The 21,044-nt window shown below is 60.0% G+C and carries 22 protein-coding genes and 1 pseudogene; 15 read left to right on the top strand and 8 right to left on the bottom strand.

Annotated features, from left to right (window positions below):
- The first annotated feature begins 230 nt into the window (after window positions 1–230).
- The 8 genes from NKJ23_RS06965 (at window position 231) to NKJ23_RS06930 (ending at window position 7,400) form a co-directional block, all read left to right on the top strand.
- Window positions 231–842, top strand: coding sequence for a cupin domain-containing protein (locus NKJ23_RS06965; RefSeq protein ID WP_023679230.1), 612 nt, complete (start codon window positions 231–233; stop codon window positions 840–842).
- 116 nt (window positions 843–958) lie between these two features.
- Window positions 959–1,897 (top strand): ABC transporter substrate-binding protein, encoded by a 939-nt coding sequence (locus NKJ23_RS06960; RefSeq protein ID WP_352449198.1) that lies wholly within the window; start codon window positions 959–961, stop codon window positions 1,895–1,897.
- 74 nt (window positions 1,898–1,971) lie between these two features.
- Window positions 1,972–2,769 carry an ATP-binding cassette domain-containing protein gene (locus NKJ23_RS06955; protein WP_352449199.1) on the top strand — a complete coding sequence of 266 codons (798 nt, stop codon included), beginning with the start codon at window positions 1,972–1,974 and terminating at the stop codon, window positions 2,767–2,769.
- Window positions 2,766–3,770, top strand: coding sequence for an ABC transporter permease (locus NKJ23_RS06950; protein ID WP_023679227.1), 1,005 nt, complete (start codon window positions 2,766–2,768; stop codon window positions 3,768–3,770). The genes NKJ23_RS06955 and NKJ23_RS06950 overlap by 4 nt, the downstream gene beginning before the upstream one ends.
- A 4-nt stretch (window positions 3,771–3,774) precedes the next feature.
- The gene (locus tag NKJ23_RS06945; protein ID WP_023679226.1) at window positions 3,775–4,863 is read left to right on the top strand and encodes a phosphotriesterase family protein; all 1,089 of its coding nucleotides are present in this window, start codon (window positions 3,775–3,777) and stop codon (window positions 4,861–4,863) included.
- Window positions 4,864–4,890: 27 nt separating this feature from the next.
- Entirely contained in the window at window positions 4,891–5,661 is a 771-nt protein-coding gene (locus tag NKJ23_RS06940) for a glutamine amidotransferase (RefSeq protein ID WP_023679225.1), read from the top strand.
- A 3-nt stretch (window positions 5,662–5,664) separates the two neighbouring features.
- A complete protein-coding gene (locus tag NKJ23_RS06935; RefSeq protein WP_023679224.1) occupies window positions 5,665–6,573 on the top strand; it encodes a ribokinase in 909 nt (302 codons plus the stop codon).
- Window positions 6,570–7,400, top strand: a complete 831-nt coding sequence (locus tag NKJ23_RS06930; protein ID WP_023679223.1) for a BtpA/SgcQ family protein — start codon at window positions 6,570–6,572, stop codon at window positions 7,398–7,400. The genes NKJ23_RS06935 and NKJ23_RS06930 overlap by 4 nt, the downstream gene beginning before the upstream one ends.
- A 222-nt stretch (window positions 7,401–7,622) precedes the next feature.
- On the opposite strand, the gene NKJ23_RS06925 is transcribed toward NKJ23_RS06930, so the two are convergent.
- The 4 genes from NKJ23_RS06925 to NKJ23_RS06910 all read right to left on the bottom strand — a co-directional run bounded on the left by NKJ23_RS06925 (window position 7,623) and on the right by NKJ23_RS06910 (window position 9,566).
- Window positions 7,623–7,823: a PIN domain-containing protein gene (locus tag NKJ23_RS06925; protein ID WP_352679391.1), complete on the bottom strand. Its 201-nt coding sequence runs from the start codon at window positions 7,821–7,823 to the stop codon at window positions 7,623–7,625.
- Window positions 7,820–8,065, bottom strand: coding sequence for a type II toxin-antitoxin system Phd/YefM family antitoxin (locus tag NKJ23_RS06920; RefSeq protein ID WP_023679222.1), 246 nt, complete (start codon window positions 8,063–8,065; stop codon window positions 7,820–7,822). Before NKJ23_RS06920 ends, NKJ23_RS06925 begins: the two co-directional genes overlap by 4 nt.
- A 382-nt stretch (window positions 8,066–8,447) precedes the next feature.
- Window positions 8,448–8,735 carry a hypothetical protein gene (locus NKJ23_RS06915; RefSeq protein ID WP_023679221.1) on the bottom strand — a complete coding sequence of 96 codons (288 nt, stop codon included), beginning with the start codon at window positions 8,733–8,735 and terminating at the stop codon, window positions 8,448–8,450.
- A gap of 366 nt (window positions 8,736–9,101) precedes the next feature.
- Window positions 9,102–9,566 (bottom strand): hypothetical protein, encoded by a 465-nt coding sequence (locus NKJ23_RS06910; protein ID WP_245274788.1) that lies wholly within the window; start codon window positions 9,564–9,566, stop codon window positions 9,102–9,104.
- 236 nt (window positions 9,567–9,802) lie between these two features.
- Here NKJ23_RS06910 and NKJ23_RS06905 point away from each other — a divergent pair, with 236 nt between their 5' ends.
- Window positions 9,803–10,195, top strand: a complete 393-nt coding sequence (locus NKJ23_RS06905) for a hypothetical protein (RefSeq protein WP_031212493.1) — start codon at window positions 9,803–9,805, stop codon at window positions 10,193–10,195.
- A 57-nt stretch (window positions 10,196–10,252) separates the two neighbouring features.
- On the opposite strand, the gene NKJ23_RS06900 is transcribed toward NKJ23_RS06905, so the two are convergent.
- Window positions 10,253–11,794, bottom strand: coding sequence for a caspase family protein (locus tag NKJ23_RS06900; RefSeq protein ID WP_352679388.1), 1,542 nt, complete (start codon window positions 11,792–11,794; stop codon window positions 10,253–10,255).
- A gap of 209 nt (window positions 11,795–12,003) precedes the next feature.
- Here NKJ23_RS06900 and NKJ23_RS06895 point away from each other — a divergent pair, with 209 nt between their 5' ends.
- The 3 genes from NKJ23_RS06895 to NKJ23_RS06885 all read left to right on the top strand — a co-directional run bounded on the left by NKJ23_RS06895 (window position 12,004) and on the right by NKJ23_RS06885 (window position 15,657).
- Window positions 12,004–13,953, top strand: coding sequence for an adenylate/guanylate cyclase domain-containing protein (locus NKJ23_RS06895; protein ID WP_156937424.1), 1,950 nt, complete (start codon window positions 12,004–12,006; stop codon window positions 13,951–13,953).
- A 26-nt stretch (window positions 13,954–13,979) separates the two neighbouring features.
- On the top strand, window positions 13,980–14,738 hold the full coding sequence (locus NKJ23_RS06890; RefSeq protein ID WP_352679385.1) for a hypothetical protein: 759 nt from the start codon (window positions 13,980–13,982) through the stop codon (window positions 14,736–14,738).
- A 457-nt stretch (window positions 14,739–15,195) separates the two neighbouring features.
- Window positions 15,196–15,657: a phasin gene (locus tag NKJ23_RS06885; RefSeq protein ID WP_352616184.1), complete on the top strand. Its 462-nt coding sequence runs from the start codon at window positions 15,196–15,198 to the stop codon at window positions 15,655–15,657.
- Here the strand turns inward: NKJ23_RS06885 and NKJ23_RS06880 are convergent.
- The gene (locus NKJ23_RS06880; protein ID WP_023679214.1) at window positions 15,654–15,971 is read right to left on the bottom strand and encodes a hypothetical protein; all 318 of its coding nucleotides are present in this window, start codon (window positions 15,969–15,971) and stop codon (window positions 15,654–15,656) included. The two genes, NKJ23_RS06885 and NKJ23_RS06880, sit on opposite strands and share 4 nt — an antisense overlap.
- A 367-nt stretch (window positions 15,972–16,338) precedes the next feature.
- On the opposite strand from NKJ23_RS06880, the gene NKJ23_RS06875 reads away from it, so the two are divergent.
- From NKJ23_RS06875 to NKJ23_RS06865, 3 genes are all read left to right on the top strand, one after another.
- Window positions 16,339–17,478 carry an FIST N-terminal domain-containing protein gene (locus NKJ23_RS06875; RefSeq protein WP_352646160.1) on the top strand — a complete coding sequence of 380 codons (1,140 nt, stop codon included), beginning with the start codon at window positions 16,339–16,341 and terminating at the stop codon, window positions 17,476–17,478.
- A gap of 10 nt (window positions 17,479–17,488) precedes the next feature.
- Complete coding sequence (locus NKJ23_RS06870) at window positions 17,489–18,829, top strand: ATP-binding response regulator (protein WP_352646163.1); 1,341 nt, start codon at window positions 17,489–17,491, stop codon at window positions 18,827–18,829.
- Between the two features lie 70 nt (window positions 18,830–18,899).
- Window positions 18,900–19,445 (top strand): hypothetical protein, encoded by a 546-nt coding sequence (locus NKJ23_RS06865; protein ID WP_352646165.1) that lies wholly within the window; start codon window positions 18,900–18,902, stop codon window positions 19,443–19,445.
- A gap of 98 nt (window positions 19,446–19,543) precedes the next feature.
- Here the strand turns inward: NKJ23_RS06865 and NKJ23_RS06860 are convergent, their stop codons facing one another.
- Window positions 19,544–20,227 (bottom strand): response regulator, encoded by a 684-nt coding sequence (locus NKJ23_RS06860; protein WP_023679211.1) that lies wholly within the window; start codon window positions 20,225–20,227, stop codon window positions 19,544–19,546.
- A gap of 730 nt (window positions 20,228–20,957) precedes the next feature.
- Window positions 20,958–21,044, bottom strand: a pseudogene (locus tag NKJ23_RS06855) (S-(hydroxymethyl)glutathione synthase); the annotation flags it as partial.

Genomic DNA, 21,044 nt, shown 5'->3' with positions numbered 1-21,044 from the left:
CGTGACGCAAACGCGGTAACGGCTGGCGATTTCGACCACGATGGACAGCCAAGCGATAGGGAATAACTGGCGCGGGATCATTCAGCACGGTTCATGCGGGAGCGGCATTCGCCGGATGAGGTAGCTGCGGCTGCAGTCTCGAATTTGACGCATCAGCACTTGCAAATCGTCAGCCGAGGTCTTTTGCTCGCGCGATAGTTGCCCTTGACCGTTGAATGGTTGGCGAACAGATGAACAAAATCGATCGACGGCGGCCAGAGTCAGAAACGGACGCCACCGTAAATGCCGCAAGACTTGGAACTCGGCTGCGCCTCGCCCGCCAGACACGCGGCATGACGCTGAAGACGCTGGCCGCGGCTGCGAATTGCTCGGAAAGCCTGCTGTCCAAGATCGAGAACGGCAAGGCTTCGCCGTCCCTGCCCATGCTTCACCGTCTGGTCGAGGTTCTCGACACCAATATCGGCTGGATGTTCGAGCAAGTCGACGACGACGAGGCGATCGTATTCCGGGCGGGCGCAAGGCCTTTGATCGCGCTCGACGCGCTACGGCGTGGCGAAGGAATTTCGCTCGAACGCATCATCCCGTATTCGCCTGGCCACCTCTTACAATGCAACATCCATCACATCGAGGCAGAGGGCTCGAGCGAAGGTCCGATCCAGCATGCCGGCGAGGAAGTCGGCTACGTGCTCGCCGGGCGGATCGAACTGATCGTCGACGGCAAGAGCCATGCTCTCGCCACGGGTGATGCCTTCGTGTTCAGGTCGGAGCTGCCGCATCATTACCGCAACATCGGCGAGGAACGCGCTAGCATTTTCTGGGTCAACACGCCGGCGACTTTCTGAGCAACGCTCTGCGTTCATTTGGATTGACAAATATTCAAGTCTCTTGAATGCTTGCCTCGTGCCTGTAGCACCAACGGGACCAGCCGAGGTCTGGTCCGCAAGCAAGGGGAACCGAAATGCGTCTGTTCAAACTTCTCGCCGGCTGTGCCGCCGCCATTGCCATGGGCTCGGCAGCCATGGGATCGGCGCTTGCCGATACGTTCGCTCTCGTCAACATCAACCAGCAGGCCCTGTTCTTCAACCAGATCAACGAGGGCGCGCAAAAGGCAGCCGACGCCGCTGGCGCCAAGCTGGTCATTTTCAACGCCAACAATGTGCCGAGCGCGCAGAACGACGCGATCGAGAACTACATCACGCAGAAAGTCGACGGCATCATTCTGGTCGCCATCGACGTCAACGGCGTCAAGCCTGCGATCACTGCAGCCAAGGCGGCCGGCATTCCCGTCATAGCCATCGACGCGCAGATCCCCGACGGCGACAATATTTCGTTCATCGGCGTCGACAACACCAAGGCCGGCGAGGACATCGGCAAATTCTACGCCGACTATGTGAAAACCGATATGGCCGGCAAGGCCAAGATCGGTATCGTCGGCGCACTCAATTCATTCATCCAGAACCAGCGCCTCGACGGCTTCAAGAAGGCGGTGACCGAAAGCGGCCAGGCCGTCACCTTCCTCGACACAGTCGACGGCCAGAACGTTCAGGAGACCGCGTTGAGCGCTTCGGAAAACCTGATGACCGCCAATCCGGACATGAACTCGCTCTATGCGACCGGCGAACCGGCCTTGCTCGGCGCCGTTTCGGCGGTGACCAGCCAGGGCCGCACCGGCGACGTCAAGGTGTTCGGCTGGGATCTGACCAAGCAGGCCGTTCAGGGCATCGACGACGGCTGGGTGGTGGCGGTCGTGCAGCAGGATCCGGCCGGCGAAGGCAAGGCCGCGGTCGAAGCGCTGGGCAAGATCAAGAAGGGCGAGAAAATCGACCCGATCATCAATATCCCGGTGACGATCGTGACCAAGAAGAATGTCGACCAATATCGCGCGATGTTCAAGTAAACTGCGTCGGCGACCGAGCCGCGGCGCCGCCCGAGGCTGCGCCGCGGATCCCTTGCAATCGCGTGGAATTCCAGATGAGCAGTGGCCAGACCTATCGGGTGCGGATGAGCGGCATCTCAAAGCGCTACAACGCCATCCAGACGCTCGATGACGTGTCGCTGACGCTGAAGCCGGGCGAGGTGCTGGGGCTGGTCGGCGACAATGGCGCCGGCAAGTCGACATTGAGCAAGGTGCTGTCGGGGGCAGTGGTTCCCGACGCCGGCACCATCGAAATCGACGGCAAGCCGGTGATCTTCAGCTCGCCGGCGGACGCACGTGCGGCGCGCGTCGAGATGGTCTACCAGGACCTGTCGCTGTGCGACACGGTCGATGTCGCCGGCAATCTGTTTCTTGGCCGCGAGCCGCGCCGCCGCATCGCAGGCATTTCCTTTCTCGACAAGAAGCGCATGCACGACGAGACGCGCCAGATGCTCGATCGGCTCGGTATCGTCATTGCAGACACGCGGCTCAAGGTTGAAAACCTCTCAGGCGGGCAGCGCCAGTCGATCGCGATCGGCCGCGCCGCCTCGTTCGAGCCGGCGGTGCTGATCATGGACGAGCCGACGGCAGCGCTTGCCGTGGCCGAAGTCGAGGCGGTGCTCGAACTGATCCGCGCGGTCAGTGCGCGCGGTGTCAGCGTCATTCTGATCACCCACCGGCTGCAGGATCTCTTCCTCGTCTGCGATCGCATTCAGGTCATGTATGAAGGGCGCAATGTCGCCGAGCGGCTGATCGGCGACACTAATATCGAAGACGTGGTCAATCTGATCGTCGGCCGCAAGTTCAATGCGCGTTCCGCCACCAATGGCTATCGCGGTGGAGCGCCGGCATGAGCGACGCGATCCACACCGCCCAGCCCTCACGAGTACGCAGGGGCACCTGGCGCGATGCGCTGCTCGCCAATGGCAGCGTCGTCTCGATCGCGCTGTTCTTTCTGGTCGTCTGCATCATCTTCTCGGTTGCGACCGACGCGTTTCTGACATCGCCCAATCTGTTGAACATCCTGCGGCAGTCGGCGCCGCTGCTGATCGTCGCCGCGGCAATGACTTTCGTCATCACCACTGGCGGCATCGATCTTTCGGTTGGCTCCGTGCTGGCGCTGGTGGCGACGCTGTCGGCGACGCTTTTGCAGTTTGGCCTGCCGTGGCCAGTCGTTATCCTCGCCATGTTGGCGCTCGGTGCCCTGCTTGGGGCGGTACAGGGCTATTTCATTGCCTATGAGGGCATCCCGTCCTTCATCGTCACGCTTGCCGGGCTTTCGGTGATCCGTGGCGTGGCGCTGCTGATCACCGGCGGCTATTCCATCCCCATCGAGCCCGGAAGCGCTTTCACGGTGCTGGGCCGCGCCTGGTTTCTTGGCGTGCCGGTGCCGGCGCTGATCGCGCTGGCGATCCTGGCCATCGCGTATCTCGCCTTCAACGAGACGCCATTCGGCCGCTATGTCACCGGTATCGGCGCCAATGCTGAGGCGGTGCGGCGCGCCGGCGTCAACACGCGGCAGACGACGCTCTTCGTGTATGTGATTTCCGCCATCGCGGCAGCCCTTGCCGGGATCATTATTGCTGCCCGGCTTGGATCGGGATCTTCGAATGCCGGCCAGGGTTTCGAGCTGGAAGTCATCGCCGCCGTCGTGCTCGGCGGCACCAGCCTGTTCGGCGGCCGCGGAACGATCATCGGCACGGTGCTCGGCGCGCTGACGGTGGCCGTCATCGGCAACGGCCTGATCCTGGCGCATCTGTCGCCTTTCCTGACGCCGATCGTCACCGGAACGATCATCCTGATCGCCATCTGGCTGAACTTCCGCCTGTTCCGCGGCGCCGTGCGGAGCCGTTGAGCCGATGAGCGATCTGTTCGATGACGCGGTGCCCAGGCGGCGGCTGCCAATCGGGGTCGAAACCGGCCATGTGATGACCGTGCTCGGCCCGGTTCCGGTCGAGGAGATGGGCATTACGCTAATGCACGAGCACATCTTGCTCGATGGGGCGCGCAGCTGGAAATGCCCCTGCCATCCCGATGACATGGCGATCGCCGAGCAGCCGGTGAACATCGAGATCATCGGCGAGTTGCGCATGAACCCATACGTCAACCGCGACAACGTCTCGCTCGACGACGCCGACCTGGCGTTGTCTGAGCTGCAGCGCTATCGCGCGTTGGGCGGCCACACCGTCGTCGATGCCACCAATATCGGCATCGGCCGCGCCCCCGAAAAGCTCGCTCGCATCAGCCGCATGTCCGGCCTGAAGATCGTCATGGGCACCGGCTTCTATCTCGAGCACACCCATCCCGAATGGCTGAAGGCGATGGATGTGGACGCCGTGACCGAGTTCATCGTCAACGATGTCGGCGGCGGCGAGACGCAGCCGCCGATCATGGCCGGGCTGATCGGCGAAGTCGGCGTCAGCAAGGATTTCACCGCCGAGGAACGCAAGTCGCTGCGAGCTTCGGCGCGCGCCTCGCGCATCACCGGCGTGCCGCTGTCGATCCATCTGCCTGGCTGGGAGCGGCTGGCGCACGAGGTGCTCGATATCGTCGAGGCCGAAGGCGCCGATCTTCGCCACACCGTGCTCTGCCACATGAACCCGAGCCACGACGATCCCGACTACCAGAAAAGCCTCGCCCGGCGCGGCGCGTTCCTCGAATACGACATGATCGGCATGGACTATTATTACGCCGACCAGGACGCGCAATCGCCCTCCGACGAGGAGAATGCACGCGCCATCGCCGCCCTTGTCGAGGCGGGCTTCGGCGACCGCCTGCTGTTGTCGCAGGATGTGTTCCTCAAGATCATGCTGACGCGCTTCGGCGGCTTCGGCTATGGCTATATCCTGAAGCATTTCATACCGCGCCTAAAACGCCACGGCGTCGAGCAGCCGGCCATCGACCGCATGTTGATCGCCAATCCGAAAAGCGTATTCGCGCGGCTCTAAGCGGCCTGGAATTACACTGGAGTTCAAATGTCCAAGAAGAAGATCCTGCTTGCCGGCGAATCCTGGGTGTCGACCGCGACCCATATCAAGGGTTTCGACCAGTTTCCGACCGTTACCTACCACACCGGCGCAGACGAGTTGCTGGACGCGCTGAAGGCGACCGACTTCGACGTGACGTTCATGCCGGCGCATGAGGCGCAGCGCGGCTTTCCACAGACCATGGAGGCGCTGTCGGCCTATGACGCGGTCGTGCTCTCCGACATCGGCGCCAACACGCTGCTGCTGCATCCCGACACCTGGGTCCACTCCAAGCCGACGCCGAACCGCCTGCGCCTGCTCCGCGATTACGTCAGCGGCGGCGGCGGTCTATTGATGTTCGGCGGTTACTACAGCTTCCAAGGCATCAATGGCGGCGCGCGCTACCGCAAGACGCCGGTCGAGGACGTGCTGCCGGTGAACTGCCTGGCCTACGACGACCGCGTCGAGGTTCCCGAAGGTTTTGCGCCGGTGCCGAAACCAGGGTCGAGCCATCCCATCCTCAGAGGCCTCGGCTCGGACTGGCCGATCCTGCTCGGTTTTAACGAGGTGACGCTGAAGGATGGGGCCGAGGTCCTGGCCAGCGTGTCGTCGGACTATGGTTCGCTGCCGCTGCTTGTCACCGGCCATTACGGCAAGGGCCGCACCGTGGCCTGGACATCCGATGTCGGGCCACATTGGCTGCCGCCGCAATTCATCGCCTGGCCAGGCTACAAGACCCTGTTCGAACAGATGCTGGGCTGGGCGACCGGTGAGAGCTGAGCCATGCATGTCCACGTCGTCGGCAATGCCTGCCTCGATACCGTGTTTCGCGTCGGCCGCTTCCCTGCCGCGGGCGAGACCTTGAATGCCGTGAGCTATGCCGACGGGCTCGGCGGCAAGGGCGCCAACCAGGCAGTCGCAGCAGCACGGACTGGTGCAGAGGTGACGTTCTGGACGGCGCTCGGCAAGGATCCCGCTGGCGCGTGGATGAGGAGCCGCCTCGACAGCGAGCTGTCAGGCCTTGAGGTGAGCGAATTCGAGCTGCCGAGCGACCGCTCGACCATCGTCGTCGATCGAGGCGGAGAGAATTTCATCGTCAGCGGCGTCGCCTGCAGCGAAGCCTTCGATCCGGTGGCGCAAACAGCACTTGTCCGCTGGATCGCTCCCGGCGACATCCTCGTCTGCCAGGGAAATTTACGGACTGCCGTGACCAATGCCTGCCTCAGAGCAGCAAAGGGAAACGGTGCGCGCACCGTTCTCAACGCCAGCCCGATCGACACGGCCTCGCTGCCCGATCTCGGCCTGGCGGAGGTTCTGGTGGTCAACCAATCCGAAGCGCAAATCTTGACCGGCCGGGATGACATGACAGCAGCCGCTCACGCGCTGGTGGCCAAAGGCGCAGGCGCCGTCGTCATCACCCTCGGTGCCGCAGGCTGTATCGTGCTTGGCACGGACCGGACGGAACCGCTTCGCTTGCCGGGGCAGCGAGTCGAAGCGCTCGACACCAGCGGCGCGGGCGATGTGCTCTGCGGCTGTCTGGCCGGTGGGCTTGCCCGGAGCATGCCGGTCATCTCGGCGCTGAAGCTGGCGCTCGCCGCTGCCGCAATCGCCGTGACACGGCCGGGCACTCTGGCATCCTGTCCTTCCGCCTCCGAGATGGCGGCGATCATCGATCAAATGGAGCTCTCATGACCCCGCTCGGCCAATCTGGCGGCAACGCGCTCGTGGACCTTTTCGGCCGCACAAAGGTGGTGATCGGCGTCGTTCATCTGGCGCCGCTGCCCGGCGCGCCGCGCTATGACGGCGAGGGTATCGAGGCGATCTACCAGCGCGGGCTCGATGACGCCAAAGCCTATCTCGACGGCGGCTGCGACGGCGTCATCATCGAGAACCATGGCGACATCCCCTTCGCCAAGCCTGATGATATCGGCCCGGAGACGGCGGCCTATATGGCGGTCGTTTCCGACCGCATCCGCCGCGAACTCGGCAGGCCGATCGGCATCAATGTGCTGGCCAATGCCGCGATCCCGGCCTTGGCGATCGCCAGCGCAGCCGGCGCCGGCTTCGTCCGAGTCAATCAATGGGCGAACGCCTACGTCGCCAATGAGGGGTTTGTCGAAGGCGAATCGGGCCGCGCGGCACGCTACCGCGCCAGGCTGCGCGCCAACGGCATCCGCATTTTCGCCGATGCCCATGTCAAGCACGGTGCACACGCCATCGTCGCCGACCGCCCGGTGGAGGAACTGGTCAAGGACCTGGTCTTCTTCGACGCCGACGCCATCATCGCCACTGGCCAGCGCACCGGTCACGCCGCGGATTTGGGCTACATAAGTATGATCAAGCAGGCCGCCGGCCTGCCGACGCTGGTCGGCAGCGGTGTCACCCCGGATAACGCCAATGATATCCTTGCCATTGTCGACGGGGTCATCATCGCCAGCGCGCTGAAGCACGACGGCGTCTGGTGGAACCAGGTCGACTCTGCTCGAGTAAAGGCGTTCATGGGTGGTCTGAAGCGATAGCTGGACTACCCTACCGAGGGGCTTGGGGTCCAGCTTGATCAGAGACGACGGACGGGCCCAGGATACTGCTCGACCAGATCGTCGACGGTCAGCAAAGTAATGCCTTCTACAATCGATTGAGCAATCAGGGTCCGATCGAATGGGTCCTTGTGGATGGGTGGAAGCCCCTCCACTGCAATGGCATGCTCGCCGGTGATGGCAGCTTATCATAGCCATTGTCGATCAGGCCCCGACGGAAAGACGCGCATCGACCTCCAAGTCAAGGCGGCCCAGACCGCGTTTAATGGCAATCTCCCAGGGAGTTGCGGCGCTGAACGTCAAGTGGTTATCGGCATTCTCGATCTCAGCGAGGGCTGCGGGCGGGAGCTTTTCGGGCTCGCCCGCCGCCCAGAGCAGAAGGTGGGTATCGAGAAGAAGTTTCATGCATCGCCGCCAAACAGCTTCTCGATTTCGTCATCGGCCATGCGATCAAAATCGTCCGGAACTGCAAACTGCCCGGCCATAAACCCCACCCGACGCATTTCGCCGGCCGCAGGTGCGTCTATGGCAACGACCTTGACCATCGGCTTGCCGGATTTGGCGATAATGAAGGATTCGCCTTTGGCCGCCCTGTCGACAAGACGAGACAGATGCGTCTTGGCCTCGTGGATATTGACGGTGCGCATTGCGGCCTCATGACTTAGTCCATGCAACTTAGTCTACACGGCCCGATTTTCGAGCGTGTTTCAGTCAGTGAAGGTGAAGGATGCCGGATGCGGCTGATCCTTTCGGATCGGCCGCATGGCACGACTTCAACAAAGACGCGTAATCGACTGTCTGAACTGCATGTTTGTTGGGACTGCGTCTCACCTGATGTTGGCCGAACCTGTTGGTCCGCCGTGCGACGTCGGAGTTCACAGGAGCGATTTTTGCCCAGCAAATGCTCTACATTGCGCTAGGGGCCGAAAGCGAAACGTCCGCTTTTAGGGCGCTGCACCACGGCGGCGACGAGCCCGACACTGTACCGAAGGCGATCGACGCGACGGGCGCCAAGGGCCTTACCGGACTCTATGTTCCCTTCACGATTCTCGGCTTAGTCGGTCGGCGGGATTGAGCCGCGCTCTCGAGGGCCAGGGCCAACCGCTTCTCGTCTTCGATGGCGCGATCGACTGCCTCAATTTCCTCTTGGAGCACCTTCAGCTCAGCTCCGTAGCTGGAGCCGTCGCTGTCCCCGATCTGAAAGCCACTTGCCCGCATTGCGTCGCGAGTATGGTGCACGTTACGGACTCCTTCGCGCCGCGTCGCGACCAAGATTTCCCTAAACTCTCCAAGACGTTCAACGTGATTGCGAGCCATTGCGTTCTCCTATTTCGTCTTCATCGTCGCCGACGGCGATTCAGAACGGCTAAAACCTACGGAGATACTCTCGACAAAGCATGAGTGCGGAAGCTCAAATTTGAATGTCTTGCAATAGCGTGAAGCGCGGCAGGCAGAAATTGGCTTCGACCCGATCGATCTCAGACCAAATGCCAGACACTTTCGGCCAAGCGCGTCTGCGGCTCCCCCAACGGGGGGCCATCCGCTCATGTAATCAGTAAAAAGTCGAGTCCGAGAATGGCCCGGGCCATGGACGTCCCGCCATTCTGGAAAGCGCGTTGAGTAATGCTCCTCGACAAACAATCATGCTGGCACACTGGCGTCGAAGGTCCGAGGCGAGGCCGGCTAATTCGTGCCGTGTTCGCTGGAGGTATCACTCCTCTCTGAATCCTGCAGTGAGGCGTGGCGAAATCCGAACTCGCCCCGTAGATGCTTGACGTGGGCTTTCACCCCGGCCTGACCCATGGTCGCCGGCCGCTTTATGCCCTTCGGCGGTGGCCCGGCGTGCTCTTGGACACGCTTCCACAGCCGTTCGCGCATCTCCTGGTTCAAGGTGATGAAGGCCGAACCGGCATATTTTCCGGTACCGGGCTTCGCCAGCAAGGCGAATGCCGCCTTGCCCGGCTCGCGCTCGACGCCCAATAGTTCGTATTCCTGGACTGTGAAGCTCTTCGTCTTCAGCCAATTCGTCGTCGGGCCGCTTCGATACGGGCTGTCGGCGCGCTTCGAGACGATGCCCTCAAGGCCCGCTTGGTCGGCAAGATAGGCGGCGGTAAGTGCAATGAGGCTCGCAATCCAAACACCGCGCATCACACGCTCGGGCGGCCTGCGCATTGTAAACACTGAGAACGCGTTGGCTTAAGCGCAAATCCTAGGGAACATGCTAGAATGTGCGGCTTCGCTCAACTTGAGCAAATGTCCCCAACGACATCTAGGACGCGCTGATTTCCGCTTCTTGAAAGCTTGTTATCATGATAATTTTCAGTCTCCTCGCTTAAGAATATATAGACATGTCAGTCAAACCGGCGGGGGATGGGGAGGATAGGATGAAACTGTTATCGCTTGTTGTCGCAGCTACGTTTTCACTTGCTATGTCCGCTTGGGCCGAGGATCTACCAAGTAGCGCGAAGAAAGCATCGATGGAAGAATTTAAGACTTTTGCTAATGGGAAAAAGGTAAATGTAATTATATACGACGCTGGAGCTGCCATAACTGCCACTCTTGTCTGGAACTGGAAGAAAAAACAGATCATTGGCGAAGCTTTGGTGAACAACAAAACTAAGATAAAGGTCAAAGTTCCCTTGACTTTCGACGGTGACAAGGCCTGTTCACAAGACCAAGGTAAACCAGTTTGTCATCTTATCTACATTGACAACGACAAATTTTACGAGGTGCGCGACGACGGCAAAGTCCACGCGACTTCGACGTTGGTTCAATGAGACGGACCACGTCCGAATGGTTTGGTCGGCGTTTGCACGGACCCGCAAATGCCGGCCCTATTCAGTACGCTTGTCAAGTCTTACGACACCTGCACACTCGCCTCCGACTCGAGAAAACTCACCGCTGCCTTTCGCACCTTGAAGCCTGCCGATGATATGGTTTTGCCTTGGCGCACCATCGTCATCGACGAAACTTAAATAGATGTCGAATGCCCCGTCGGCGGTGATTGTTCCGGCCAAAGGCACCATCGCGGAAATTTCCGTTCCATCGATAAAGATTGTCGTTGACTGTTCAGTGTAATCGCAGGCGGAATTACCTGCGCGCCGCGTCAGTGCCCACGCGCCATCAAAAGCCTTTACCTTGACCGGAGCGCAGACACGTTCTGGGATATTCTTGATTGCGCGCAACACCTCTTTCGTCGGCTCCAGGCTGGCAAGCTTCAATCCCCGCTGCTCGGCAAAGGCTTGAAGAGCTTTCCGACTTCCCGGTCCCCATTTGCCGTCTGCCTGTCCGACAAGGCAGCCGACTCGCGTTAGCTCTGTTTGCGTTGCCTTTGTCAACGCGCGCGGATCAGCCAAAGCTTGCGTCACATCTAAATCAGGATGAGCTTCTGCAACCTCCACGCCCTCGATGGAAATCGAGGGGGCTTTGCCACGATCTGTTGCTGCCTGTTCGATCTCGTCGATCTTCAAGCTGGCTAACGCCGCAAAGGCGCCGCTTGGATACTGTCTGAGATAGGCCTCAAAGAAGCGCTTGTCCGTTTTTTCCTTGATGGTCTCCCAATAGGCGACTTCTACGTCCCCTCCTTTCGCACCCGCCGTGACAGCGGTGTTTCCGGACAACGGTTGCAAAATGACGTCGCCCGTCAGCGAGGAGTTGTCCCATGGCACTTGCTTGCCGTCGGTTGCTTCAAGCACATCCCTACGGACGTTGATGAGGTCGCGGGAGATGTCCTGGCCAGGCGTACCAAGATTCTTCAGCAGCGCAGATGTGAACGGCGAGTTCCTTCCCTCGCCGTCCAGCGCAACGTTCCCGGGCTGCGTTGCAAAGGCTATGAGCGATCCAACGCCCGTGCCTAGCTTTGCCAAGCCCCGACCGACCGACCCTGATCGCGTACCCATCGAGCGCCCAAGGTTCTGTGAGAAAGGACTGTCCCGGCAAGCATCCAAAAATACCAGGTTGACCTTCGTGGTTCGCTCCATGGCCGACAAGACGAGGTCCATGGGCACGGCTTCGAAGTCGAGGTCGTTATATGTGGATAGCCGCGCATCAACGGGAGCCATGTAGTTGGTGCCGTTCACCTGGACGCCATGGCCGGCATAGAAGAGAAGCGCCATGTCGGCACCATCCAGCTTGCCGATGAAATCTCGAACCGTGCCGCGCATCCTGCTCAGATCGAGGTCCTCGCCTGCAACCACCTCAAAGCCCAACGCCTGCAGTTTTGCGGTCATATCCACCGCATCATTTTTTGGATTGGAAAGTGGAACCGCGTATCTATAGGCAGAATTACCGATGACCAGCGCGACGCGCCGTTCTGCCCACGCTTGGGCGCTCAGCGAAACTAGAAGAAGCGCAATGGCGAAGCGAAGCGCCATCATGGCTGTATATCCTTAGTCTCAGCTCATGCAGCGGATTCACCAGTCGATGGACAGGATAAAACCGGAGCAGTCTTGCGAGACTGAGCCCGGTGCTTCGCAGTGTCAAGTCCAGCGGATCTAGCGAAGGGCCCACCGCTAGCCCACAGTTCGTCAGCGGTCTATGCTGTGTAGATTCACGCCGATAGACACCGAAACGAATTGCACGCAGCTTGGCCGTCTTCACGCCGATCGGAATGGTTCAAAAAGGGCGCCTTCTCGCGTCGCTCGGATTCTTTTTCATTCTGGGCGCCTGCATTGCCACATTCTCTCCCTCAGGCGAGAAACTGCTGCGCGACGTCTTGATGACGACCATCTCGCCCTTCGTCGCGCCCCCGACAGACATCGTGATCGTAACGATCACAGAGCAGACATTGGAAAGGTTTCCCTATAGATCGCCGCTGGATAGGGGTGCCTTGGCCGACCTTGTGCAGAGAATCGATAAGGCTCATCCGAGAACAATAGGCATTGACTTGCTTTTCGATCAGCCAACCGAGGCAGAAAAGGATCGGCGCCTAGCTGAGGTTATCGAGGCGGCCGAAAGTCCGGTAATTGTCGCATCTGCATCACACGACGACGACCTTACCGACAAGCAACTGTCGTATCTTAGTCGCTTCGCGCCAAGCGCCATCCGCGGACTGGCCGCCCTGTCTCATGATAGGGTCGACGCGGTTGTGCGGGAAGAATTTCCAGGGCGCGTGGTGAATGGCAACTGGCAACCTAGCTTTGCATCAGCGCTCGCGCAGACCGCCGGCATATCGGCATCGCAAGCTGCGGAGAAGATGGTCTACTATCGGGCTACAGGCATTCATCCGGCACGATGGACAATATATCCGGCACACGCCGCCGCTTTCGCGCCCCCGGCCTGGTTCGCCGGGAAGTTCGTTTTGATCGGCGTCGACCTCCCGCTGCAGGATCGTCATGCAACCCCCTTTGCCGTGCTGAACGGCTCTGTTGCCGGAGCGCTGCCGGGTGTCGTTATTCATGCCAATGCGCTGGCGAGATTGATCAAGGGCGACAAAATCATTACGCCAGGGGCGGTGGCGGCGTTTGGGCCCTTCGTTCTCGCGACGGCGCTCTGCATCTGGGTCGCTTGGCTCCGCATATCAGTGCTGGTGAAACCTATGGTCATCATCGGCGCAGTCGTTTCGGTTTTGATCTTAGAAGCAACCGCGTTTGCCAAGGCCGGGATTCTGTTACCAATGGTCGCGCCGTCGATGCTGCTGCTAGGGCTCTCCGGATTCGTCGCAATTCTGGCATGGCACCGGGACTCGAAAGAAAGGCGTTTCGTCCAGAACGCGTTCTCTCAGTATCTCAGCCCGGCAGTCGTGGCAGAGCTAGTCAGCAAGCCGGCGTCACTGCGCCTCGGCGGATCCGAACGCTTGATAACGTGCGTGTTCACCGACCTTGAGGGGTTCACCAGTTTGGGCGAACGGACGGAACCAGAGGTATTTGCTGCGGTTCTGAATGAATACCTCGATGCGGTTTGTGGTCTCTTCATTGAACATGGAGCCACGATAGACAAACTGATAGGCGATGCAGTCATTGGTTTTTTTGGTGCACCGGGTGTGCAGGAGGACCAAGCCGAAAGGGCCCTAAAACTAACGCTCGCTACCGTCGCGATGTCTCGAAGATTTCGGACAGATGTAAAGTCTAGAGGCCACGACGTTGGCGTCACTCGTATCGGCGTCCATCGAGGACCTGCAGTTGTCGGAAATTTTGGGGGCAATCGATTCTTCAACTACACGGCCATGGGCGATACGGTGAACACCGCTGCCAGGCTCGAAGGCGCGAACAAGTTTCTAGGTACCATGAACTGCATCAGCGAGGAGGTGGCGAACTCTTCCGATGACTACCTGCTTCGGCCATCCGGTGTGTTGTGTCTGAAAGGCAAGACTGAGTGGATCTCAGCCTTCGAGTTGCTGGAGGACGGGCGTATGAATCGCGAGATGGTGGAGGCTTACTCGCAAGCTTATTTGCTGATGTCCGCGCGTGACAAGACTGCCGCTGCTGCCTTTGCATCGCTGGCCATTCAATATCCCAACGATGGCCTCGTTGCTTATCACCTTGGAAGACTGAAGCAGGGTGAGGCTGGCGATAGGATCTATCTTGAAGGCAAGTAAAACAAGCGTATGGTTGAACGTGCGTCATGTATCGGCAACCCAAAATCATTTTCCTACTGGCTGCGGCCATCGCAGCAGTTGGTTCTTGCTCGAGCGCTCTTGCGGCCAGCGAGTATGTCGTTGTCGCTGTCGATCCTCCCGCGGACAGGCCTCAGCTCGGCAAACTGTTCAGACTGGGCGACCTCGTGCATATCGAGGGTGGATCGACTGTCACTTTGATGGGTGACGATGGCTCGGTCACTGCGTTGCCGGGACCTGCGGATGTTGTGGTGACTGACGACGCATCGGGTTCTGGATCAACCTCTAACGGGGCGGCGGGCGCTTCTTCGAGTTTGACTGCGATTTCGGATCTATTGGGGAATGCCGCTGGTCAGCTCCAAACCATAGGTGGGTCTCGTGGCGTTTCCGACACGACGGCCGCCACCTTGGAACCTTGGATGGTGCCGGTCGAAAATCGTCTGACAGGCTGCGTTTATGACCTCAAACTGGAGCTTTGGCGCCCACCGGGGCACAGGGCGGATGTTTCGGTTGCCTATAATGAAGAGTCGCTGGCGACAAGCTTGGTCTGGGACAAGGACACCCCAATTTTGGCAATTCCCGGAAACATGCCACCGGATCTTCGATCCGTTGAGTTGGTGATCGACGATGAGTCGGTTCGAATGCCTATCGTGCATTTGCCCACCGGCCTCAGCCCGTCGGATCATGTGGGACTGTATGCCTGGATGATAGAAAGCGGTTGTCTTCTTCAGGCATCCGCACTGATCCGGAACTTGGCTAACCGATAGACCACCAGGGGTGGTCACTTCACGGCGCACTGGAAGCGGTAGAGGCGCGCCTTCGCGTCAACCACCGCCATATCGAGGCAACTTCTCGATGGCGCGCTAAGGAAAGCGATCGCCTTGTGCCCAGCGGGTACGCCGACTGAAAGTTTGCGGCGCACGAATTTAACGCTTTCGTTGACGTAGACTTGGACGGTTGCCGAATAGCGGCTGAAGTAGATACCCAGGTGGCAAAACGTCGTGCTCTGTTGCGAGGCTATGCTGGATCAGGTGGTCCGTCCAGAAGAGTTCTTCCTGCAGAACCGGCGATCTCGAGATGCCACCGACCCTCCGCATGCCCCCTCGGAACGCTGGAAGAGGGATGGTGCGTCGCACAAAAATATTGCAATGCACTATAAATGCCGTAACGTCAGTTTCGTAAATGAACGAGACGGCTTTTGTGAAAGGCCGTCCACCGGAAAGGATGGAAACTATGGCCAAGACCGCTGACACCGTTGAAAATACCTCATTCCCCACCTTCGACGCGTCGAAGGCTGCCGACCAGGTCCGCGCTGTCGCCGAAAAGGGCGTCGAGCAGTCGAAAGAAGCCTATGCGAAATTTGCGTCAGGCACCGAGACGACCCAGAAGGCTCTGCAGTCGAGCTTCGAAACCGCCAAGACCGTCGGCAACGAGTTGTCGCTGAAGACAATTGCTGCTCTGCGCGCCAATGCCGAAGCCGGCTTCTCGCACCTCGAAGCCCTGGTTGCCGTGAAGTCGCCGTCCGAGTTCATCGAACTCCAGACTGCCTTCTTGCGCACGCAGCTCGAAAAGACCGTCGAGCAGGCCAAGGAATTTCAGGCCGTGACGACCAAGGCTGCCGAAGATGTATCGAGGCCGATCAAGGATGTCGTTGAAAAGGCGATGAAAGATCTCAAAGTCGCCTAATTGAGTCTAAGCGATCGGAAATAACCGCGAAACAACACCTTCTCCAGCCGGTCTTTTTCCTTTTGGCTGGATGCTCTTTGGTGCCTGCGTTGCCATGGCGGTGCGGGCATAGCTCTCTCGGCTGCGATCATCCGCACAATCTGACGGCGGCGAGCGACGAGCCCGGCCAGGGCCTCGGCTTCGGTGCCGCGCAACGGGCACTTGCCGCTTGCTCGACCCAACGAAGGCAGCGTTACAGCAGCATCGGTGGTGTCGGTCCTGGCCCGCTTGCCGAGCGCATTGGCGTAGGCTGTCACCTGCCCCGGATTGACCACGACAACCGCCAGGCTAGACTGGCACCCTGTCCAAAGCGGCAACCGCTAAGCGCGATATCCTGCCCCATTCTTGGCACGTCGAGCCTGCCAGCCGTGATCCGTGGACATTCGCCTGCGGCAAATTCAGCTGGGCCTTCGTTGCACGGATGGCGGTGCGATGCGGCCTTTCGTCTGTGAGTGGCTGCGCGGACGCCGTCAAACGGCAGAAACTTCAAATCCATCATGTTGGCTCATTGCCAAAGCACCGCTTCAAGACAACAATGACCTCGACGCCGGCGCGCCAGACGCGCACAAAAAAGAGCGTTGGAGGAAATGGAGGAGGAAGCCGCTGGCCAAGTCACGGACGCGCTATGCATGCGGCCTTTCAGTGCTCACGACCGACGAATCTGACGCGGATGCGTTCGCCCGGGCGGTGGCAGCGGAAGCAGCGGCCATTGACGCCGGGTTTGCCCTCCTGTTTTTCTCGCAGAGCCTCATAGAGGCCGTCGCCCTGTCGGAAGCGCTGAAGACCCACGCGCCGGCGCTCCACTATGCCGGCTGCTCGACAGCCGGTGAGATAACGCCCAAGGGGCTGGAGGAAGGCCAGATCCTGGCTATGCTGCTTCCCTCCGTATCGTTTTCGGCAGCCAGCACCATGATCGAAAATCTGTCCTCATCAGGCATGGACGGGATTACCGGCGAAGTCGAGGCGCTGAGGCGTTCGTTACACGAGCGCCTCGGGCACGAGCGAGCCGACACCACTTTCGCGCTCTGCTTGATCGATGGCCTGTCTTATGCCGAAGAAGCGGTGACCTCCGCCATCCATTGGGGGCTCGACGACATCCCACTGATCGGCGGGTCGGCTGGCGATGATTTGAAATTCGAGACAACGCGGCTGATCTCGAACGGCAAAGTGACCTCCGACAGCGCCATCATCGTGCTGATCACCACGGAAATTCCTTTCCACGTGTTCAAAACCGACAATTTCGTTCCCACCGACGAGAAGCTGGTGGTGACGGCATCCGATCCCGACCACCGCATCGTGCGCGAATTCAACGCCACCATTGCCGCCGAGGAATATGCCGCCTCGGTCGGCGTCGTCGCGCAGATGCTGACGCCACTGAGTTTTGCCTCACACCCGGTGGTGGTGAAAGTCGGCGGCGAATTTTACTGCCGTTCAATCCAGAAGATGCACGCGGACGGCTCGCTGTCGTTCTTCTGCGCCATCGACGATGGTGTCGTGCTTGCCGTCGCCCAGCCTAAGGACATGGTCGAGGCGACCCGCGCCGCGCTCAGCGACGTCAGCGAAAGGCTTGGCGGCATTGACCTGATCCTCGGTTTCGACTGCGTGCTGCGCCGGCTCGACGCGCGCAATCGGCAGGTCTATCGCGAGATTTCGGAACTCTACAAGGTCAACAACGTCCTCGGCTTCGGCACCTATGGCGAACAGTACCGTTCGATGCATCTGAACCAGACCTTCACCGGCATCGCCTTCGGCGAACGCAAGGCGGCCGAAGCGGCGGAGTAGGAAATCCGGGATGCCGCTCAGGAACATCGACGACCTGGAAAGGCTGAAGAAGATCAACGCCGCGCTGATCAGCCGCGTCGAGCGTTCCATGGACCAGCAAGGCAATGCCTTTTCGCTGTTCCAGACCGCCATTTCGCTTGAGAGCCGGGTGCGCAGCCGCACCGAAGAGCTGCATTCGACCTTGCGCCGGCTGGAGCAGTCGAACATCGACTTGAACGCAGCCAAGGAAAACGCCGAGCTGGCGAACCTGTCCAAGACCAGGTTCCTGGCGGCCGCCAGCCATGACGTGCTGCAGCCGCTGAACGCCGCGCATCTGTCGGTCTCGGCGCTTGCCGAAGTACAGACCAGCGAGGAAGGCAGAAAGCTGGTCCGCCAGGTCGAGCGATCGCTGGAGACGATGGAGGACCTGCTCCGCACCTTGCTCGACATTTCCAAGCTCGATGCCGGCGTCGTGCAGCCCGACATCACCGATGTCAGCCTGGAGACGCTGTTTTCGTCTCTGCGCTCGGATTTTCAGCCGGTCGCGGAGATGAAGGGGCTGACGCTGAAGTTCCGGCCGGTCGATGCGCTCGTTCGTTCGGACCGAACCTTGCTGCGCCGCATCCTGCAGAACATCCTGTCCAATGCACTGCGCTATACCCGCTCGGGCGGCGTGTTGGTCGGCACCAGGCATCGCGGCGACACCATCCGCATCGACGTCGCCGATACCGGCTGCGGCATCCCCGACGACCAGCGCGAGGCGGTGTTCGAGGAATTCCATCGCGGCGTGATCCCGACCGATGCCGGGCTTGCCGCCGGCGGGCTGGGGTTGGGGCTGGCCATCGTGCGCCGCATCGCCGCGGCCCTCGGCCATCCCGTCACGTTTTCGTCGAAGGTCGGACATGGCACGATTTTCCATATCGACGTTCCGGTCGGGATCGGCGACACGGCCGATCCAATCGCCAGCACCGTCGACATGGAACGGCCGCGCGGCTACGGTCTGTTCGGCACAAGGGTGCTGCTGGTCGAGAACGACATCGACGTGCTGCAGGCGATGACCTCCCTGCTCGAGCGCTGGCAATGCCTGGTGCGCCCCGCCACCTCGACCGGTGACGCGCTCGACATGCTTGGCGATACCGACTGGTTGCCAGATATTGTCATAGCCGACCAGCATCTCGACGGCGGCGACCTCGGCACCACCACAATCGCCGAGGTCCGTGATTATCTCGGTCGCGCCGTGCCGGCGCTGATCGTCACCGCCGACGGTTCGGAGACAGTCGCCAACGCCGCCCGCGCCGCCGGCATCGAGCTGATGCGCAAGCCGCTGAAACCAGCGCAATTGAGGGCGTTGCTGGCACATCTGCTGGCTTGAACTGGTCGTATCTTCCCAGCATACGGGTCACCGTATTCCAGCCATTACTTGTGCCTAGGCGGTAATTCATATGAAGCAGATTCACTTCTTCGCGCTAAAGGACGATCTTCTTCCCGTATTGGAGGCAGTAGAACGTGAAATTTCGATAAAATACATCCTCATGGGTCATTTTCCCAAGATGGAATTCGACTCTTTTAGCAATAGAATGCAAATTCCAACTCTTGGGCAATCAACCACTGAATCGGCTTCCAGCGGTCGATCATTTCTTGTCACTGGCCACGCTGTGCCCATTGAGGTGAGGCCGATAAAAACACCTTCCGGCATCCGGTATTCGTTAGATCAGCTTGGCAATCCGGACACAGTAACTTTTTCCCCTGGTGGGCGATGGGCTGAAGATGTTGTGATAAATGGCCGCGTGGCTACGGTCTCCGACACGCCGCTCGCTCAAGAGCTAATGAAGACTTTTAATAGAGCATTCAAAAAGCAATTTAGTAAAATTAAAGCATTCTACGTTGGACCCGGGGCCGCTATTTTACTAGACGCGGGAAAGCGGCTAACTGCTGCAGAGCAATCGCCGCGTGAATTTGATCTGACTAGAGAGGCGCGGGTTGCTTAGCTGGTGTCGGGAACGTGAGAGCCGTGGCTAGTCTAGTCCGATTGCGGTGACACGAGTGCGGTCGACTACGGTGACAGTGCGCTTTTTAGCGAGCGCTCTCAAAACCCCGCCGGATCGCGAAAAAGCTCGGCATTGTCGAGCTTCGAGACCTCGATCACCGCCTGTGTGCGGCTGTAGACGTTGAGCTTGCGCAGGATTTCGGAGACATGCGCCTTGACGGTGGTCTCGCCGACCTGCAGTTCATAGGCGATCTGCTTGTTGAGCAGGCCCTGGCGCAGCATCTGCAGCACTTTGAGCTGCTGCGGTGTCAGCGTAGCCAGGCGCTGCACCATTTCGGCGCGGTCGGTGCTGTCGGCGTCGCGCGGCCGGCCTTCATAAGTCTCGGGAACATAGATCGCGCCTTCCATCACCGAGCGGATGGCGGCCGCAAGGTCGCTCTTGCGCGCCGATTTCGGGATGAAGCCGGCCGCACCGTAGGACAGCGCCTCGGAAATGATCTTCGGTTCCTCATAGCCCGAGACGATGACCACCGGCAGGCGCGGATAACGCGTCCTGAGCTGCAGCAGCCCGTCAAACCCGTGCACGTCGGGCATGCTGAGATCGAGCAGCGCCAGGTCGAACGGCTTGGCATCCGTCAGAAGCTCGAGCGCCTCGGCAATCGAGCGTGCCTCGACCGTGTCGACTTCCGGATAGGCCATCTGCACGGCACTATGCAGCGCCTCGCGAAACAGCGGATGGTCGTCAATGATCAGGAACCTGGCGCGATCGGTCATCAGCTTCATTTCGGTTTGGTCTGGCCTAGAATAGTCCTGCAACCATGGCCAGCTTATTGGCAAATAGTACATTGCCATCTTGGCCGGCTAAAGCAGAATGTGCCCATGATTTCCGCGGCGCCACGCGGCAGATGTGGCCGTTCTGAAATGCAATGCCTTGCCCGGTGGCCCAAATCGGCCGAATGTGCCGGCGACAGATCCATTGAAACAGAGACAGGTCGTGACCGACTTCCGGCTTCGCGTGACAGCCAGTGACCGCCGGCTTTCGCACTGTTGCCGGCCGCCACACGACGCTTCCCCGACGCCCGCCTTGTTCGCGGCCGCACCGATGGTATCGGCTGGCCTGGGGTCGCGCTGGTATACGGGCTGGTTTGCTGGACAAAACGCAGCAAGCTGATGGTGCTGCCGTTCAAGCCCCGCTAGGCGCTCGATGCCGTACTGGTAAGGAGCACCACCTTGCCGCCATCGCGCTTTGGGCGCGAATTTGCCCGCGATATCCAAGCTGTAGTCCACGATCTGGGCCGCGCCAAGCCAGAACCAACTGATCGCAGTCGCTGATCTTGAAGCTATACGATCCGGTTGGACCAATTTCAGCATATTCCCGTTGAGCCCAACGCCCCCGAGGCTGACAGCACGTCGGCAATGACTTACGAATCGTCTACGCGCTCGCCTGCGTTCGTTCCAACGCGTGGGACCGGGCGATTTCGTCCGGCCCCCAAGGATAGTGTCTGATCAGTCGTCAGGCCGGCAACGCGCCGGACCTCTTGGCCGTCCAGGTGGCGATATAGTCCATCAGTCCTGGATTGAGGCAATCATAAGGTTCGAG

It is taken from the genome of Mesorhizobium sp. M0184 (assembly GCF_040322215.1).
GTDB lineage: Bacteria > Pseudomonadota > Alphaproteobacteria > Rhizobiales > Rhizobiaceae > Mesorhizobium.
Note: the sequence above shows the minus strand (reverse complement) of the source record. Positions and strands in the feature narration are given on the sequence as shown.

What these genes read in the sequence shown, in the direction of transcription:
- NKJ23_RS06900 (WP_352679388.1), bottom strand. Translation starts at nt 11,794, where the DNA reads ATGATGGCGCTTCGCTTCGCCATTGCGCTTCTTCTAGTTTCGCTGAGC.
- NKJ23_RS06910 (WP_245274788.1), bottom strand. Translation starts at nt 9,566, where the DNA reads ATGCGCGGTGTTTGGATTGCGAGCCTCATTGCACTTACCGCCGCCTAT.
- NKJ23_RS06920 (WP_023679222.1), bottom strand. Translation starts at nt 8,065, where the DNA reads ATGCGCACCGTCAATATCCACGAGGCCAAGACGCATCTGTCTCGTCTT.
- NKJ23_RS06870 (WP_352646163.1), top strand. Translation starts at nt 17,489, where the DNA reads ATGCCGCTCAGGAACATCGACGACCTGGAAAGGCTGAAGAAGATCAAC.
- NKJ23_RS06915 (WP_023679221.1), bottom strand. Translation starts at nt 8,735, where the DNA reads ATGGCTCGCAATCACGTTGAACGTCTTGGAGAGTTTAGGGAAATCTTG.
- NKJ23_RS06940 (WP_023679225.1), top strand. Translation starts at nt 4,891, where the DNA reads ATGTCCAAGAAGAAGATCCTGCTTGCCGGCGAATCCTGGGTGTCGACC.
- NKJ23_RS06860 (WP_023679211.1), bottom strand. Translation starts at nt 20,227, where the DNA reads ATGAAGCTGATGACCGATCGCGCCAGGTTCCTGATCATTGACGACCAT.
- NKJ23_RS06865 (WP_352646165.1), top strand. Translation starts at nt 18,900, where the DNA reads ATGAAGCAGATTCACTTCTTCGCGCTAAAGGACGATCTTCTTCCCGTA.
- NKJ23_RS06935 (WP_023679224.1), top strand. Translation starts at nt 5,665, where the DNA reads ATGCATGTCCACGTCGTCGGCAATGCCTGCCTCGATACCGTGTTTCGC.
- NKJ23_RS06885 (WP_352616184.1), top strand. Translation starts at nt 15,196, where the DNA reads ATGGAAACTATGGCCAAGACCGCTGACACCGTTGAAAATACCTCATTC.
- NKJ23_RS06930 (WP_023679223.1), top strand. Translation starts at nt 6,570, where the DNA reads ATGACCCCGCTCGGCCAATCTGGCGGCAACGCGCTCGTGGACCTTTTC.
- NKJ23_RS06950 (WP_023679227.1), top strand. Translation starts at nt 2,766, where the DNA reads ATGAGCGACGCGATCCACACCGCCCAGCCCTCACGAGTACGCAGGGGC.
- NKJ23_RS06955 (WP_352449199.1), top strand. Translation starts at nt 1,972, where the DNA reads ATGAGCAGTGGCCAGACCTATCGGGTGCGGATGAGCGGCATCTCAAAG.
- NKJ23_RS06965 (WP_023679230.1), top strand. Translation starts at nt 231, where the DNA reads ATGAACAAAATCGATCGACGGCGGCCAGAGTCAGAAACGGACGCCACC.
- NKJ23_RS06925 (WP_352679391.1), bottom strand. Translation starts at nt 7,823, where the DNA reads ATGAAACTTCTTCTCGATACCCACCTTCTGCTCTGGGCGGCGGGCGAG.
- NKJ23_RS06945 (WP_023679226.1), top strand. Translation starts at nt 3,775, where the DNA reads ATGAGCGATCTGTTCGATGACGCGGTGCCCAGGCGGCGGCTGCCAATC.
- NKJ23_RS06890 (WP_352679385.1), top strand. Translation starts at nt 13,980, where the DNA reads ATGTATCGGCAACCCAAAATCATTTTCCTACTGGCTGCGGCCATCGCA.
- NKJ23_RS06905 (WP_031212493.1), top strand. Translation starts at nt 9,803, where the DNA reads ATGAAACTGTTATCGCTTGTTGTCGCAGCTACGTTTTCACTTGCTATG.
- NKJ23_RS06960 (WP_352449198.1), top strand. Translation starts at nt 959, where the DNA reads ATGCGTCTGTTCAAACTTCTCGCCGGCTGTGCCGCCGCCATTGCCATG.